This is a genomic window from Streptomyces sp. NPDC048566 (assembly GCF_043199735.1).
Lineage (GTDB): Bacteria > Actinomycetota > Actinomycetes > Streptomycetales > Streptomycetaceae > Streptomyces.
In genome coordinates this window covers 1-14,465 of the sequence record NZ_JBICWL010000010.1, presented here as the reverse complement: position 1 = coordinate 14,465, position 14,465 = coordinate 1, and the positions used below count along the sequence as shown (strand labels likewise).

The following is a 14,465-nucleotide window of genomic DNA, read 5'->3' as shown; positions in this document are numbered from 1 at the left end:
GCCTGCGAGCATGACCGGCGCTCCGCCTCTTCCCCTGCTCTTCCTCGACGTCGACGGACCCCTCGTCCCGTTCGGCGGGCCGTGGACGTACAGGACGTGGGACCACCCGCTCGTGGCGGAGGAGGCGGGGAGCGCGAACCCGCTGCTCGGCCGGATCGATCCCGCACACGGGCCGCGGCTTGCCGCCCTGCCCTGCGAACCGGTGTGGGCCACCACCTGGTCGGCGGACGCCAACGCCTTCGTGGCCCCGCGGCTCGGGCTACCGGAGCTGGGTGTGGTGGTGTGGCCCGAGGCGTCCGCGTTCGAGGAGGAAGACGTGCGGATGGGCCTCCACTGGAAGACGCGCACCCTCGTCGACCGCGCCGCCGGACGCCCCTTCGTCTGGCTCGACGACGAGATCACCGGCGCCGACCGCGGATGGGTGGCCCGGCATCACCGGGGGCCGGCCCTGCTGCACCGGGTCGACCCGCGGCGAGGTCTTGTCCCGGCGGACTTCGTCACGGTCGGGGACTGGCTGTGCCGGGTGGTGGACGCGCGCCGACGGACGGGGGCGGCGCCGGGAGCGGCCTGACGGTCGGCCGCGCCGCGTCTCGGCCCCGCCCGCGGGCGCGGTGGCTTCCGCGCGAGGGCCGTCGAGCCCCCGAGTGGCACGCCGAGCGGCCGTGGCCCTCGGGCAGCGGCCCGACCGTACCGGGTTCCCGCCGGAGGCCCCAGCGCGTGACGGGCCGCGGCAGCGGGAGAACGTGGGCGGCGCTGGTGGACGGGGGAACGGGGCGGCTGCCGGCAGGCAACCGCCCCGTTCCCCCGCTCCGGTGGCGTCGATCCCGTCGGCTCAGCAGGAGAGATTGGACCCCGGGGCCACGCCGAGGATGGATGTGAACCGCCGGTAGGCGTCCACGCGGCTCTGCACCTGCGCGGGGTTCCTGCCGTCACACTCCAGGGAGCCGTTGATGCTGCGGATCGTCTGGCCGAAACCCGCCCCGTTGACCATCGCGTTGTGCGGCGTCATGGTGCCGGGGCCCGACTGGGTGTTCCAGTACCAGAGGCCCGTCTTCCACGCCACGGCCGCGTCGTTCTGGACGAGCCAGGGGTTGCCCAGCAGGTCGATGCCGAGCGCCTCGCCCGCCGCCTTGTAGTTGAAGTTCCAGCTCAGCTGGATCGGCCCGCGCCCGTAGTAGGCGGACTGGCCCGCCGGGCAGCCGTACCACTGGCTCCAGTCGCAGTACGTCGGGTAGTTGGCGGTGTTCTGCTCCACCACGTAGACCAGGCCGCCCGTCTCGTGGTTGACGTTGGCGAGGAAGGCGGCGGCCTCCTGCCGGCGGACGGTGTCGCTGCCGGTCTTGGCGAAGCCGGGGTACGAACTCAGTGCCGCCTTCAGCCCGTTGTAGGTGTAGAAGGAGTTCCGCCCCGGGAACATCTGGTTGAACTGCGCCTCGCTCACCACGAAGCCCTCGGAGGGGTTGGTCGATCCGCCGTCGCAGGCGTAGGGGTCCCAGAACCAGGTGCTGATGGTGGGGTCGTAGCCCGGGTTGTCGTGCTCGGCGACGTAGGCCTTGCCGTCGGTGTAGCGGACGATGTCGCCGGTGGCGTAGGACTTCCCGGCCACCCAACTCGGATAGCTGGAACACGATGCGGCGGAGGCGTCGGCGGCCGGAAGCAGCACCGGTGCGGCGGTTCCGATCAGCAGGGCGGCCAGCAGGGAGGACACGCGTCGTCGTGACACAGAATCAGTTCCTTTGCGCGGCAGGGCCGCACCGGAAGGCACGGGGCGAGCCGGCCGGCACGCGCCGGCGCAGGCCGGCGCCACGGCTTCCGGTGCGGCCGCGGTGGGGGTGTGTGCTGCCTCACTCAACCGGCTTGGTCTGTACCAGTCAAGGGTGTAGACCAATCGGTCGTGACAACGTTGGCACTGCCGGCCGGCACGGGAGGGTGGCAAGTGGGGCGTGACCTGCGTCACCCCGTTCGGAGGGGGTGAGAGTCCGGGACCGGGTGGCGAGTGAGGGCCCGGGACCGGGCGGGGATGCCGGGCCCTCACGTGTCGCGCTCCCTCGGGGGCGGCAGCGCGACGCTCCTATCAACGACCCCCGCCCCCGATGGATACGAAATGGGTCACACGTCACACCCCTCGGAAAAGGACTCGACGGGAGCCGCCGCTGCCGCCTGTCCATGCGGGCCGGCGCCCGGCAGCCCACCCGCACCCAGGGGCTACCACGCCTTCCCTCCGACGTGGGTGACTCTCCCCATGGGGTGCTTCGCGCCGAGGCTGAGTATGCTCACGGGGTTATCCGTCAGGCAGCGGCGGAATGGTTGCGGGTGGGGGGTTCTTTCGATGATGACGTCGCAGCCCGGGGCTGCCGGCGTGGCTTCTCCCGCGCTGGACCGTGCGGCCGCCTGGGGAGTCGGACAGCCGTCCGTCCTCCTGGTCGAGGACGATGCCGGCGACGCCCTGCTCGTCGAGGAGCTGGTGGCGGACAGCGCCCTCGGTATGCGGCTCCGGTGGGTACGGTCGATGGCCGAGGCCTGCGAGGTACTCGCCTCCGAGGTGCCCGACTGCGTCCTGCTGGACCTGCACCTCCCCGACGCCCAGGGCCTCGAAGCCGTGTCCCGCATCCGCGAGCGCGGCGAGCACGTCGCCATCGTGGTCCTCACCGGTCTCGCCGAGGAAGGCACCGGACTGGCCGCGGTCGCCGCCGGCGCGCAGGACTACCTGGTCAAGGGCCGGGTCGAGCCCGAACTGTTCGGTCGGGCGGTCCGCTACGCGATCCAGCGCAAGCAGGCCGAGCAGGACGCCGTCGCGCTCCAGGCGAGCCAGATGCAGGCACAGGAGAACGCCCGGCTGGAGCGCGGCCTGCTGCCGCGCCCGCTGCTGCGGGGCGACGGCGTGGAAGTCGTCACCCGCTACCGCCCCGGCCGCGCGCACGCCCTGCTGGGCGGTGACTTCTACGACATCGTGCAGAGCGCCGACGGCACCGTGCACGCGATGATCGGTGACGTGTCCGGGCACGGCCCCGACGAGGCCGCGCTCGGGGTGGCGCTGCGCATAGCCTGGCGCACCCTCGTCCTCAGCGGGGTCACCGGAGCCGACCAGGTCGGCAGGCTGGAGGAGATCCTCCTGGCCGAGCGGGCCAAGGCGGGCGTCTTCGCCACCTTGGTGATCCTCTCCATCGAGCCCGGCGAGCGACGTGTGCGGATGGTGCGGGCGGGTCACCCCGGAGCGCTGCTCGCCCGGGCCGACGGCGTCGACTGGGTGGAGGTCCGCGGCGGGCCCGCCCTCGGGATCGTGCCCGGCGGGGCCTGCTGGCCGGTGGAGGAGCTGACGGTCCCCGAGGGGGCCGCGATCGTCCTGTTCACCGACGGCCTGTTCGAAGGGCGCGTCGGGCGCGGTATCGAGCGGTTGGGGGAGGAGGGCCTGCTGGGCGTCGCGCGCGAGCTGTCCGACCTGCCGCCCGCCCCCTTCGTGGACGGGCTGATCGAGCGGGCCGAACTGCTCGCCGAGGAGCAGGGCGGCCTGGCCGACGACGTCGCCGTGCTGTACCTGCGCTGGCGGTGACCGGCATGCGGGCCGCACGCCGGAAGAGAGTGACCGAGGATGGGATGGCGATGATGACCGGCGAGCGGTGGGCCGGACGCCGGCTGACGGTGCAGGGATGGTTCCGGCTGGTGCTCGGCCTGATGGCGCTGCTGGTGCTGGTGGGCGCCGTGATCGGCTCGGCGATGCTCCAGCAGACGGCGACGGTCACCGACCAGATGCTGCGGGACGTCAAACCCGCGCAGACCGACGCGTACCGCCTCCAGGCCTCGCTGGTGAACCAGGAGACCGGGGTCCGCGGATACGCCATCGCCGCCGACCGCCAGTTCCTCGACCCCTACGAGCAGGGCAGGCGGGACGAGGCGAGCGCGGCGGCCCGCATGCGGGCCCTGATCGGGGACCGCCCCGAACTCCTCGCCGACCTCACGGCCATCGAGAAGCGGGCCGAGGAGTGGCGCCGTGCCTACGCCCAGCCGCTCGTGAACCGCGTCACGCCCGGCGAGCCCTTCACCATCGACCGCGCGACCGCGGAGCGCGGCAAGAAGGCCTTCGACCAGATCCGCAAGGCCGCGGCCCGGCAGAACGCGGGCCTGACGGCGGCCGTCGACGACGGCCAGCGGCGGCTCGACCGCTCCCGCCGGGTCCGCGACGCCGTCCTGGTCGGCATGGTCGTCGCGTTCCTGCTGGCCGGTGTGGTGCTGACCCTCCTGGTGCGCTTCCTGGTCGCCCGGCCGCTGGAAGCCCTCCAGACCGCCACCCGCAGGGTCGCGCGCGGCGAGTTCGGCCACGCCATCGCCGGTGGCGGGCCGGTGGACGTGAGGGCGGTGGCCGACGACGTCGAGGGGATGCGGCAGCGGATCGTCTCCGCGCTGGACGCCTCGCAGGAGCAGCGCGACGCCCTGGCCCGGCAGGCGGCGGACCTCGACGCCCAGGCCGTGGAGCTGCGGCGCTCCAACGCCGAACTCGAACAGTTCGCCTACGTCGCCTCGCACGACCTTCAGGAGCCGCTGCGCAAGGTGGCGTCCTTCTGCCAGCTCCTGGAGCGCCGCTACGGCGACCAGCTGGACGACCGGGCCAAGCAGTACATCGACTTCGCGGTCGACGGGGCCAAGCGCATGCAGGTCCTCATCAACGACCTGCTCACCTTCTCCCGGGTGGGCCGGGTCAACGACGCCCGGCTCCCCGTCGACCTCGGCGTCGGCCTCACGAAGGCCCTGGCCAACCTGGAGAGCGCCGTCACGGAGAGCGAGGCGGTCGTCGAACGGCCCGAGGAGCTGCCCGAGATCGTCGGGGACCCGACCCTGCTGGCCATGCTCTGGCAGAACCTGATCGGCAACGCCGTCAAGTTCCGCCGCCCCGACCGGGCACCGCACGTCCGCATCACCTGCGAACGGGATCCGGACGACCTCGATTCCTGGCGGCTGTGCGTCACGGACAACGGGATCGGCATCCCCGGGGAGTTCGAGGAGAAGGTCTTCGTCATCTTCCAGCGGCTGCACAGCCGCGACTCCTACGGTGGCACCGGCATCGGCCTGGCACTGTGCAAGAAGATCGTCGAGTACCACGGCGGGCGCATCTGGCTCGACACGAGCCACACCGATGGCACACGCTTCTGCTTCACCCTGCCGTCCTCCGGGGCGGCCGACGGCACCCACGCGAACTCCGACGACAAGGCCCTGACATGACGACCTCCTCCGGCACGCCCATCGACGTCCTCCTCGTCGAGGACGACCCGGGCGACGAACTGATGACCAGGGAAGCGTTCGAGGACAACAAGATCGGCAACACCCTGCACGTGGTGCGGGACGGCGAGGAGGCGCTGGACTTCCTCTACCGGCGCGGCGCCCACACCGACGCGCCCCAGCCCGACCTGATCCTGCTCGACCTGAACCTGCCCAAGTACGACGGCCGCCAGGTGCTGGAGGAGATCAAGTCCGATCCCGCGCTGTCGCACATCCCGGTCGTGGTGCTCACCACCTCGGCGGCGGAGGAGGACATCCTGCGCAGCTACAAGCTGCACGCGAACGCCTACGTCACCAAGCCCGTCGACCTGGACCAGTTCATCGCCGCGGTCCGCCAGATCGACGACTTCTTCGTGCAGGTGGTCCGGCTGCCGCGGCACAACGGCTGACGCGGGGGCCACGGGCGTGCGCGGGGCGGGACGGCCCGCCGCCCCGGACACGCCATCGGTGACGAGCCGGCCCCGCCGACCGGATCCGACGCGGGAACCGTGACCGTCACGGCGCGCCCGGAGGCCGCGGGGCCGATCGCGGTACCACACGGTCCGCTCGGCGCCCCGCCGTCGCATCGGGACACCTCGGGACGAACCGTCGGCGTGTCCGCATCCGGCCGGCCCCCCGGTGCGGAAAAGGTGCTCAGTGGACCATCACGCGACGGGCGGCGACGACCGCGCCGGCCCGGCCGCGTGGCTATCCCGCACCCAGGAGGCACCGATGCAGGCCACCGCGACGATCGGGGTGGACTCGGCGCGACAGCCGCACGAGCCGCCGAGCACCGAGGGGACCCGCACGCCGGCCGATGCCCGCGAGGCCGCCCCCGAATGGCGTGAACTCGGCCTGTCCGCGATGTCGGCGCTGCTCGTCGTCTCCCTGAGCCATGCCGGACGCCACTCCTTCCGGGCGGTCTGCCAGTGGCCGCGCTGGCACCCCCTCAACGAACGCGCCCTCGCGGTGACGCACCACCCGCTGCTCCTCGTCGAGTCCACCCGGCAGCTCGCCGCGCTCGCACAGGCGAGGTGCCTGCCCGCCGCGGAGTCGCCGCCGCGGTTGCGGCCCGTGTCGGTCGCCCTCGGAACGGACCCGCGCACCCGCCCGGTGGAGACCGGCGCCGCCACCGAGGTCGCGGTGCGGGTCACCATGAGCGACGTCTCGGTCGCCTCCGGCGCGCTGACCGGCTACCGGATCACCGCCGAGTACTTCCACGCGGACCGGCGCTTCGGGGTCTGCGCGATGGTCTTCGCCGCGGCCCAGCCGCCGGCCGTGGACGCGGGCACGGGGTCGTTCGCGGGCCTGCTGCATCCCGCTCCCGCCGCGGTGGGGGCGGCGGCGGAGCCGGACGTCCTGGTGGCGCGGGCGCCGCAGGGCAGGCTGCTGATCGTTCCCCGCGACGGCGCGCACCCCGTCCTGCTTCCCGGCGGCCCTGCCGAACTGCCCCTGCACGCGGTACTGGAAGCCGGCCGGCAGGCGACCCTGCTGTATCAGGGCCGCCCTCCGTCGGCGGTGGTCGGGCTCGCCGTCCGGTCCGCCGGTGCGGTGCCGGGCCGGGGCGCCGCGGTCGACGTGGTACCGGAGGAGAACGGGGCCCGGTTCGTCGTCCTCGACGCGGGCCGCGCCGTGGCCTCGGGGACGGTGACACTGGCCGGACCGTGACCGGGTGCCCGGCCTCGGACCGTCGGGCGCGGCAGCGGTCCGCCCTGCCCGCCGATCACGTCCCGTCGCCGGTCCGGCCCGGCGATACGCCGTCTGGCTGGACGACACCGTCCGGCCCGATGGTGTATCGCCGCAGTCGGTAGAGGGCCCCAGGGCGACGGCGGGAACGCGGCCTGGCCGCGAGCAGCTCCGAGGCGGAGCCGAACCGGTCAGGGGCGCAGGCCCGCGCGCCGGAGCGTCAGGGTGGACAGAGCGTCGATGACCTCGGGGTCCCCGCGGCGCCAGGCATCGGCCAGACCACCCGGCGGAACGGCGACGGCGGCGAGCGGTCGCTGCGGTCCGGTCAGAGCGCGCAGCGCCAGCAGGTCCGCGCCGCCCGGCGCGTCGAGAAGGCGGCGGGTCGTGGCGGTCCGCCGAATCCACCGCAGCCGCGGCACGAGCCACAGCACCAGGATGGCCGCTGTGGGCAGGACGATCAGCGCGACCGTGGTGAGGGTGGCGACGTGCCCCACCGTGTCCTGGAGCGAGCGTCCCGCGTCGGAGAGACTGGTGCCCGCGTCGGCCGCGGACCGCAGCGGCTTGCGCAGCGAGTCACCCACGAACGGGACCTTCGACGCCGCGTCGCCCGCGTCGTCGAGACTCGACGCGAGGCTGTCACCCGCGCTCTCCGCCTGACGGCCGGGCTCCGCCAGCGTCAGGATGGCGTCCCGCACGACCAGGGCGAACTTCACCGTTATGGCGATCAGGAGCAGAGCGATCAGGTCCGCCACCATTTGACGGCTCCGGCGCGCTGGGGTCTGGGCGTAGAGACGCATGGACGTACTCCTGTTCCGACTTCCGACGAGGACATCGATGGGGGCCGGTTCGGCCCGGTGCGCGGCGGGCCCGCCCATGGACACGCGGGCCGGGCGCGGCGCTGCGGTGACGGGCGGGGTGACGCGCGCCTGACAATATGCGCCGGGCGCCGGGGACGCGGGGATACGCGCGGACGAACCGTGGCGGGTGCACCCGCTCCGCCCCCGCGCACCCGCTCCGCACGTTGCGACATCGACGTCGCCGGGGAAGGTCCCGTGCGTTCGGTGTGCCGCATCCGCGCGTTGCGGCCCGGTCCGGTGCGAGCCGCCCGTCTCCGGCCCGGGGCGCCCCCGAGCCGGAACCCGGGCCGTCACGGACGCTGCGGGGGCGGGGCGATGCCCCGGTGGGCTGAGCTGCTCTCACGCTGATGTTCCGCCGCTTCCCGCCCGGTCCGGTGCGCCTGTCGGGGAGAGTGTGCCCGGTCGCGGGCCCCGTACCCGTCACGCATCCAGGGTCCGGCGCGCCCTGGCACCGGACCGCGCTCACGCGCTCCGCAGCGCCCCCTGCGGGTCGGCGACGGGGCGGTGCACGGACCGAGGCGCGTGAGTGACGGCTCGACCCGCCGTGCCTGAAGACGCCCCGGCGGCCGACCAGGACGCTCCGGCGGCAGGGCAGAGGGACGCGCGGCACGCCCTGCGATACCGGGATGCGGAAAATGTCGCTTAGGTGCGTGTTTGATCCCCCGGATCAGGTCTACGCGTTCTGTATGGCCCATGCGACACGAGAGACGGAACGCACGTACGCCCCGGCCGCCGACGAAATGCCGTGGCCGGCCGAACTGGCCGGCGTGGGCACCGTCGCCGCCGTCGAGCGGTGCGACGTGCAGGAACGGGACGCGGTCTACCACGACACCGATGACCTGCGCCTGGCCCACAGCCGCGCGTCGCTGCGGCGGCGGACCGGCGGCACCGACCCGGGCTGGCGGCTGACACTGCCGTCGGAGGGCGACAGCCGGGGGGAGATCCGTGCCCCGCTGTCTTCGCAGGAGGTGCCGGACGACCTGCGCGACCTGGTCCTCTCCCGTACCCGCGGCGCGCCGCTGCGTCCGGTGGTCCGTGTTCACTCGATCCACCGCCCGTACCACCTGCTCGACACCGCGGGCCACGTGCTCGCCGAACTCGGCGTGGACGACGTGGTGGCCGAGGCGCTGCCCGGCGGTGGCGAGACGACCTGGCGGGAACTGGAGGTCGAGCTGGCCGAGGGCGGCGACCCCGCGCTGCTGGACGCGGTCGAGGAGGTGCTGCGCGGACACGGTGTGGACCGGGCGCCGCACCCGTCCGCGGTGGACCGCGCACTGCGCCAGACCACGACGCCGCCGTCCGGCACACCGCAGGCACGCGACGCTGCCCCTCCCGGATCGGCCGGCGACCACGTGCTCGCCCACGTGGAGCGGCTGACCCGGACCCTGCGGGACCTGGATCCGGCGGTCCGCCGCGACCTCCCCGACGCCGTCCACCGGATGCGCACCACGGCACGCCGCCTGCGGGGCTGCCTGCGGTCCTACCGCTCCGTCCTCGACCGGAAGGCGACCGGACCCGTCCGGCGCGACCTCAAATGGCTCGCCAACGAACTCGGGGAGGAGCGCGACCACGAGGTGCTGCGGGACCGGCTGACGAGCGCACTGGCCGAACTGCCCGGCGAACTCGTCCTCGGCCCGGTCGCGGCCCGGCTGCGGACCTGGGACGTCGCACAGGGCGCGCACGCCCGTCGCCGTACCCTCGACACGCTCGCCTCGCCCCGCTATCTGCGCCTGCTGGAGAACCTCGCGACCCTCACGCGGACCCCGCCGCTGCGCGCCACGGCGCGCCGGGCACCTGACACGGTGCTCAGGAAGGCGCTCCGCAAGGATCTCCGCCGGCTCGCCGCTCGGATGGAGCCGGCCCTGGACATGGCGCCCGGCCCGGAACGCGACACCGCCATCCACGACGCGCGCAAAGCCGCCAAGGGCCTGCGCTACGCCGCCGAGGCGGCCCGTCCCGCCCTCGGCAAGCCGGCCGCGCGACTGGGCAGGCGTGCCAAGACCGTCCAACAGGTGAGCGGCGCACAGCGCGACGGTGTGCTGGCCTGCGCGGTGCTGCGTGATCTGGCGATCGCGGCACACGGAGCCGGCGAGTCCGGCTTCACCTGGGGCCTCCTCCACGGCCAGGAGCGGGCGGCGGCCGGCGCCTTGGCGCGCCGTCTTCCGGAGACGTGGGCCGAGGTGCGCGCGGGCGCACCGTCCGCCATGCCGCGCAAGCGAGGGGGCCGCACCGACGGCTGAGCGTGGCGCCGCACGGGTGCTTGGCCTCCGTCGGCGGCGGCCGCTCGCGCCGCATCGCCGCATCGCCGCATCGCCGCGCCGCCGCGCCGCCGCGCCGCGCGCATCGTCGGTGCCGTGGGCCGGCGCCCCCGGCCCACACCGCCCGCCGCCTGCGACGACGGGCCGGCGACCCGGCGAGCGGACGAGGCACACCCGGAGGGGTACTCCCCGATCTCGCGGGTACCCGCTTGCCGCGGCGGGTCGGTCACGGCACGCCGGAGCGGTGTGTCGATGGGTGGGAGAGGGTTGTGCGTCTTCGAGACTCGGCTCGGGCGGTGGCGTCGCGCTGTACGGCAGACGTGCTCGACGGCCGGTACCGACTCGACGGTCTCCTCGGATCGGGCGGTGCCGCCGACGTCTACCGGGGTTTCGACCTGCGGCTGGAGCGGCCCGTGGCGGTCAAGATGTTCCGCTCCGGCACCGGCTTCGACGTCGCGGCCGAACCCCACGGCGAGGCGGTGATCCTGGCTCGCCTGCACCACCCGGGCCTCGTCACCGCCTACGACGCCGGACAGCACGGAGAACGCGCCTTCCTGGTCATGCAGCTGATCGACGGCAGCACACTGAAGCACCGGATCGCCGAGGGCCCGCTGCCGCTCCGGGAGACCGCCGTCCTGGGCTCCGGCCTGGCGAACGCGCTCGGGCACGCGCACGACGCGAACATCGTCCACCGGGACGTCAAGCCGTCCAACATCCTCCTCGACGACGCCCGGCGCCCCTACCTCACCGACTTCGGCATCTCCCGGCTCCTCGACACCACGACCCACACCGTCACCGGCACCCTCACCGGCACGGCCGCCTACCTCGCGCCCGAGCAGGTCCTCGGACAGCCGGTCGGCCGTCCCGCCGACGTCTACGCGCTCGGCCTGGTGCTCCTCGAATGCCTCACCGGCCGACTGGAGTACGACGGCACTCCCCTGGAAGCCGCCATCGCCCGACTGCACCGCGGACCCGTCTTCCCGGAGCACCTGCCGCCGGAACTGGCCGACACCGTGCGGGCCATGACGGCCCTGGACGAGAACGACCGTCCCACGGCGCGCGACTGCGCTCGCGCGCTGTCGGACGCGGCCGACGTCTGTAGCCCGGAGTCCGTCCCGGCTCCGCTCCCGCTGCCGTCCCCCCGGCCCACGGGTGGCGCCGCCGCCGTCAGGGAGCACACCCATCAGGCCCCGCGCCCCGGGAACGGGCAGCCCGCCGCCGCTTCGTCCGCCGCTGCGCGGGGGGCGCGCCGCCGCCCCCTGGCCGTGGGAGCCGGTGTCGCGCTCGCCGCGGTCATGGCCACCGGGCTGGCGATCTCCCACGACGCCTCGTCGCACGGATACGACCCGAGCCGCGCCCGGACCAGCAGCAGCCACCCGGACGCCGCCCGGAAGAAGGACACGGCGGCCTCGACGGCGAGGGCACGCGGCGACGGCCGGCCCACCCCCGGGCGAAGCGCCGCTCCCGCCTCACGTGACACGGACAACGCTTCGGACAGCGGCGGGGCGGCACCCTCGTCCTCCACCGCGCCGGACCCCGCACGCGCACCCGGGCCGGCACCCCACGAGGACGCGAAGAAGAAGGCGCCGCCGCACCACCCGTCCGGCAAGGCGAAGAAGCCGGCCAAGGCGGAGAAGGCGCCCAAGGCGCCGAAGGGCAGGAAGGCGTAGCCCGGCGAAACTGCTGAAACGATTCCGCACTCGGTAGTCACGACGCCGTCCGCCTCGACACGGGTGGGTGCGCGCGGGTCTGCGGGCGGTGCGGCGATGGCCTGGATCCACCTCCCGTGCGCGGCGACGTGAGCCACCACTCGGCCCGCCCTCTGAGCCCCGCGCACGGTTCAGCGGGGCCCGGGGCGGCGGGGCGGACTCGGGTCGGGCCCCGGCCGCGGGCTACGCGCGGCCTGGGGGCTTCCGCCGTTGGCGGCGCCCGGCGGCTCGGCCGTGATCCCGCCGCCCCGCAGGGCGTGTGTGCCCTGTGTCGCCTGACGCCGTCGGGATCGGGACAGGTCGGCGGAGCGCGGCTCCCGTCACGGACCGTTCGCCGACCATCGGCGCGCGAGTCGTTCGGCCGGGGCCGAGGCGGTGGCGGCTCGGCAGAGGCCGAGCCACCCCAGGGCGAACAGCCAGCCGCCGACGACGTCGGTCGACCAGTGCACGCCCAGGTAGACGCGGGTGAGGCCGACCAGGACCGCCCAGCAGGCGACGGCCACCACCAGGACCCTGCCACCGGACGGTCTGCGGGCGCGGAGCGCGATGACGAGCAGTCCGGCGGCGACGGCGGACGTCGTGGTGTGCCCGGAGGGGAAGGCCCAGCCCGAGGCGCTCGTCTCCCAGAACATGCCCGGTGGCCGGGGCCGTGCGACGAGGGTCATCAGCCCGGCGCGCAGGGCCTGGCCCAGGGCCAGGCAGGCCACGCAGAGCAGGACCGCGTACCAGCGCCGCCGCCGGGTGCGACCCGCCAGAAGGCCGGCCGACACCGCGAGGAGGTACGGGAAGACGCCCGTTCCCGTCGCGGTGATCCCGCGGCCTACCGCCACGGCGACGGTCGGCCGGTGGTGGACCGACCACGACAGCAGCCCGGCGTCGGTGAACAGCGGGGCGCCCCGGTGCACGAGGACGACCGCCGTCAGTGCTCCGAGAGCGGTCCAGGCGCCCAGCCACCACAGGCCCGCCGACGCGGCGAGACGGCTCCGGCTCACGTCGCCACCGGCCGCGGACGGCCCGCTGCGGGCCTCGTGGTCCGGACCGGCGGCCGTCGGCGCGGGCGGTGGGGGGAGAGGGGTGGCGTGACCGGTGCGGCGGCCACGGGGAGTCGCGGGCGGCCCGTGGCGTCGGCGCAGGCCGATGCGTTGGGCGGCGTACCGGCGGGGCAGGGGGTCATCCGCGGGACTCACCGCCCCTGGACGCCCGGTGCGACCGGTAGATCTCGGACGCCAGGGGGATCAGCGAGAGCAGGACGATCACGGCGATCATCGGCAGCAGGTAGCGGTCGACGTCGGGGACGGACGAGCCGAGGGCGTACCCCGCGAGGACGAGGCCCGCGCACCACAGGATTCCTCCGGCCGCCTGCCAGACACTGAAGGTCCGCACCGGCACTCCGAGGGCACCGGCCATCGGGTTCAGCACCGTGCGCACCACGGGCACGAAGCGGGCGAGCACGATCGCCTTCGCGTGGCCGTACCGGTCGAGGAGGTCGCGGGCACGGTCGGCGCCCTGGTGAAGGCGGTCCGAACGGGTGCGCTCCAGCAGGGCGCCGCCGGCTCTCCGTCCCAGCAGGTAGCCGCACTGGGACCCCGCGAGCGCTCCCGCCACCGCCGCCACGAGAAGCGGGACGAGCGACAGCCGCAGCCCGTGGTCCGTGGTGCCGGTGCACAGCAGTCCCGCGGTGAAGAGCAGGGAGTCGCCGGGGAGGAAGAAGCCGATCAGCAGCCCGGTCTCGGCGAACAGGACCACTCCCACGCCCACCACGCCGAACGCGGAGAGCAGGGACTGCGCGTCGAGCACGTTGACGGCGAGCTGGGAGGCCGGGTCCATCATGTGCGGGAGCCCTTCGTTGCGCGTCGTCCGGTGGTCCGTGGAGACACGGCACCGACCGAAGACTACAGATCTGTAGTCGGTCTACCGAACTGTAGACGACTCGCCGGAGTCGGAGGTTCCCGTGACTACCGCGACGCGCAGGCCGGGGGTCGGGAGGAGCCGCGCGGGCGTGACGTGCTGACGCGGCGGAGTGGGGCGGCCCAGGACGCCTGAGCGGGGCCTGCCGCGGCCGGGCGGCGAGCCCGGCCGGATCGTACCGGCGCTGCGGCGGATCCGAGGGCGGTGCGGAGGCGGCTGCCGCATTCCCAGGCGGTCCGCTCAGCCCGGCGGTATCTCGCCCTGGGCGATCTCGACGCCGTGGTGGACCGAGACGGCGCCGGCCAGGGCCGAGATGCCGGCCAGTCCGGTCACCATCGCGAGGAACAGCAGGGCGGGGGCCAGCCGCCGGGCGGGCGCCTGGGTCAGGAGTGCCTTGACGCGCGCGGGGACCGGTCCGCCGACGGCGCCCGCCGCCAGGGCGGAGGGGGCGGTGTGGGCGCGGGTGGTCGCCAGTGCCGCGTGGCCCACGGCCTTGGCCGTCAGGGTTCTGTCGCCGGTGCTGCGCGCCGCGGCCTCGTCGGCCGCGCGTTCGGCGGCGAAGGCCACCTGGCGGCCGACGGCGGCGAGCGCGGGATGGCACCAGCCGGCCACCTGTGCGACGGCCAGGAAGAGGTGGTGCCGACCGGAGAGGTGCGCCCGTTCGTGGGCGAGCAGGACCGTGGGGGGGCCCCCGGGGGGGGGCCGCCGCCCCCCCCCGGGGGCCCCCCGCCGCCCCCCCCCGCGCCCGCCCCCCGGCCCCCCGGGGGCGGCCGGGGGGGGGGGGGGGGCGCACCAGC

12 protein-coding genes are annotated in these 14,465 nt (G+C 74.6%); 7 read left to right on the top strand and 5 right to left on the bottom strand.

All coding sequences use genetic code 11. From position 1 onward, the window contains the following. Nucleotides 1-10: 10 nt before the first annotated feature. The gene (locus ACGFS9_RS17435) at nucleotides 11-571 is read left to right on the top strand and encodes a hypothetical protein (protein WP_393254072.1); all 561 of its coding nucleotides are present in this window, start codon (nucleotides 11-13) and stop codon (nucleotides 569-571) included. Between the two features lie 261 nt (nucleotides 572-832). On the opposite strand, the gene ACGFS9_RS17430 is transcribed toward ACGFS9_RS17435, so the two are convergent. Further along, the gene (locus tag ACGFS9_RS17430) at nucleotides 833-1,723 is read right to left on the bottom strand and encodes a glycoside hydrolase family 19 protein (protein ID WP_393254070.1); all 891 of its coding nucleotides are present in this window, start codon (nucleotides 1,721-1,723) and stop codon (nucleotides 833-835) included. A 609-nt stretch (nucleotides 1,724-2,332) separates the two neighbouring features. Here ACGFS9_RS17430 and ACGFS9_RS17425 point away from each other — a divergent pair. The 4 genes from ACGFS9_RS17425 to ACGFS9_RS17410 all read left to right on the top strand — a co-directional run bounded on the left by ACGFS9_RS17425 (nucleotide 2,333) and on the right by ACGFS9_RS17410 (nucleotide 6,918). Beyond that, the gene (locus ACGFS9_RS17425; protein ID WP_393254368.1) at nucleotides 2,333-3,550 is read left to right on the top strand and encodes a PP2C family protein-serine/threonine phosphatase; all 1,218 of its coding nucleotides are present in this window, start codon (nucleotides 2,333-2,335) and stop codon (nucleotides 3,548-3,550) included. A gap of 53 nt (nucleotides 3,551-3,603) precedes the next feature. Further along, nucleotides 3,604-5,214, top strand: a complete 1,611-nt coding sequence (locus tag ACGFS9_RS17420; protein ID WP_393254366.1) for a CHASE3 domain-containing protein — start codon at nucleotides 3,604-3,606, stop codon at nucleotides 5,212-5,214. After that, nucleotides 5,211-5,660 carry a response regulator gene (locus ACGFS9_RS17415; RefSeq protein ID WP_393254068.1) on the top strand — a complete coding sequence of 150 codons (450 nt, stop codon included), beginning with the start codon at nucleotides 5,211-5,213 and terminating at the stop codon, nucleotides 5,658-5,660. Before ACGFS9_RS17420 ends, ACGFS9_RS17415 begins: the two co-directional genes overlap by 4 nt. A gap of 247 nt (nucleotides 5,661-5,907) precedes the next feature. Beyond that, nucleotides 5,908-6,918 carry a hypothetical protein gene (locus tag ACGFS9_RS17410; protein ID WP_393254067.1) on the top strand — a complete coding sequence of 337 codons (1,011 nt, stop codon included), beginning with the start codon at nucleotides 5,908-5,910 and terminating at the stop codon, nucleotides 6,916-6,918. Nucleotides 6,919-7,127: 209 nt separating this feature from the next. Here the strand turns inward: ACGFS9_RS17410 and ACGFS9_RS17405 are convergent, their stop codons facing one another. Next, nucleotides 7,128-7,733 carry a hypothetical protein gene (locus ACGFS9_RS17405; RefSeq protein ID WP_393254065.1) on the bottom strand — a complete coding sequence of 202 codons (606 nt, stop codon included), beginning with the start codon at nucleotides 7,731-7,733 and terminating at the stop codon, nucleotides 7,128-7,130. 746 nt (nucleotides 7,734-8,479) lie between these two features. Here ACGFS9_RS17405 and ACGFS9_RS17400 point away from each other — a divergent pair. Continuing rightward, the gene (locus ACGFS9_RS17400; protein WP_393254064.1) at nucleotides 8,480-10,033 is read left to right on the top strand and encodes a CHAD domain-containing protein; all 1,554 of its coding nucleotides are present in this window, start codon (nucleotides 8,480-8,482) and stop codon (nucleotides 10,031-10,033) included. Nucleotides 10,034-10,347: 314 nt separating this feature from the next. Continuing rightward, on the top strand, nucleotides 10,348-11,721 hold the full coding sequence (locus ACGFS9_RS17395; protein ID WP_393254062.1) for a protein kinase: 1,374 nt from the start codon (nucleotides 10,348-10,350) through the stop codon (nucleotides 11,719-11,721). 359 nt (nucleotides 11,722-12,080) lie between these two features. On the opposite strand, the gene ACGFS9_RS17390 is transcribed toward ACGFS9_RS17395, so the two are convergent. The 3 genes from ACGFS9_RS17390 to ACGFS9_RS17380 all read right to left on the bottom strand — a co-directional run bounded on the left by ACGFS9_RS17390 (nucleotide 12,081) and on the right by ACGFS9_RS17380 (nucleotide 14,280). After that, nucleotides 12,081-12,752, bottom strand: a complete 672-nt coding sequence (locus ACGFS9_RS17390) for a phosphatase PAP2 family protein (RefSeq protein WP_393254060.1) — start codon at nucleotides 12,750-12,752, stop codon at nucleotides 12,081-12,083. 178 nt (nucleotides 12,753-12,930) lie between these two features. Then, the gene (locus ACGFS9_RS17385) at nucleotides 12,931-13,590 is read right to left on the bottom strand and encodes a DedA family protein (RefSeq protein ID WP_393254058.1); all 660 of its coding nucleotides are present in this window, start codon (nucleotides 13,588-13,590) and stop codon (nucleotides 12,931-12,933) included. 318 nt (nucleotides 13,591-13,908) lie between these two features. Further along, nucleotides 13,909-14,280, bottom strand: a complete 372-nt coding sequence (locus ACGFS9_RS17380) for a hypothetical protein (RefSeq protein WP_393254057.1) — start codon at nucleotides 14,278-14,280, stop codon at nucleotides 13,909-13,911. Between the last annotated feature and the right edge of the window lie 185 nt (nucleotides 14,281-14,465).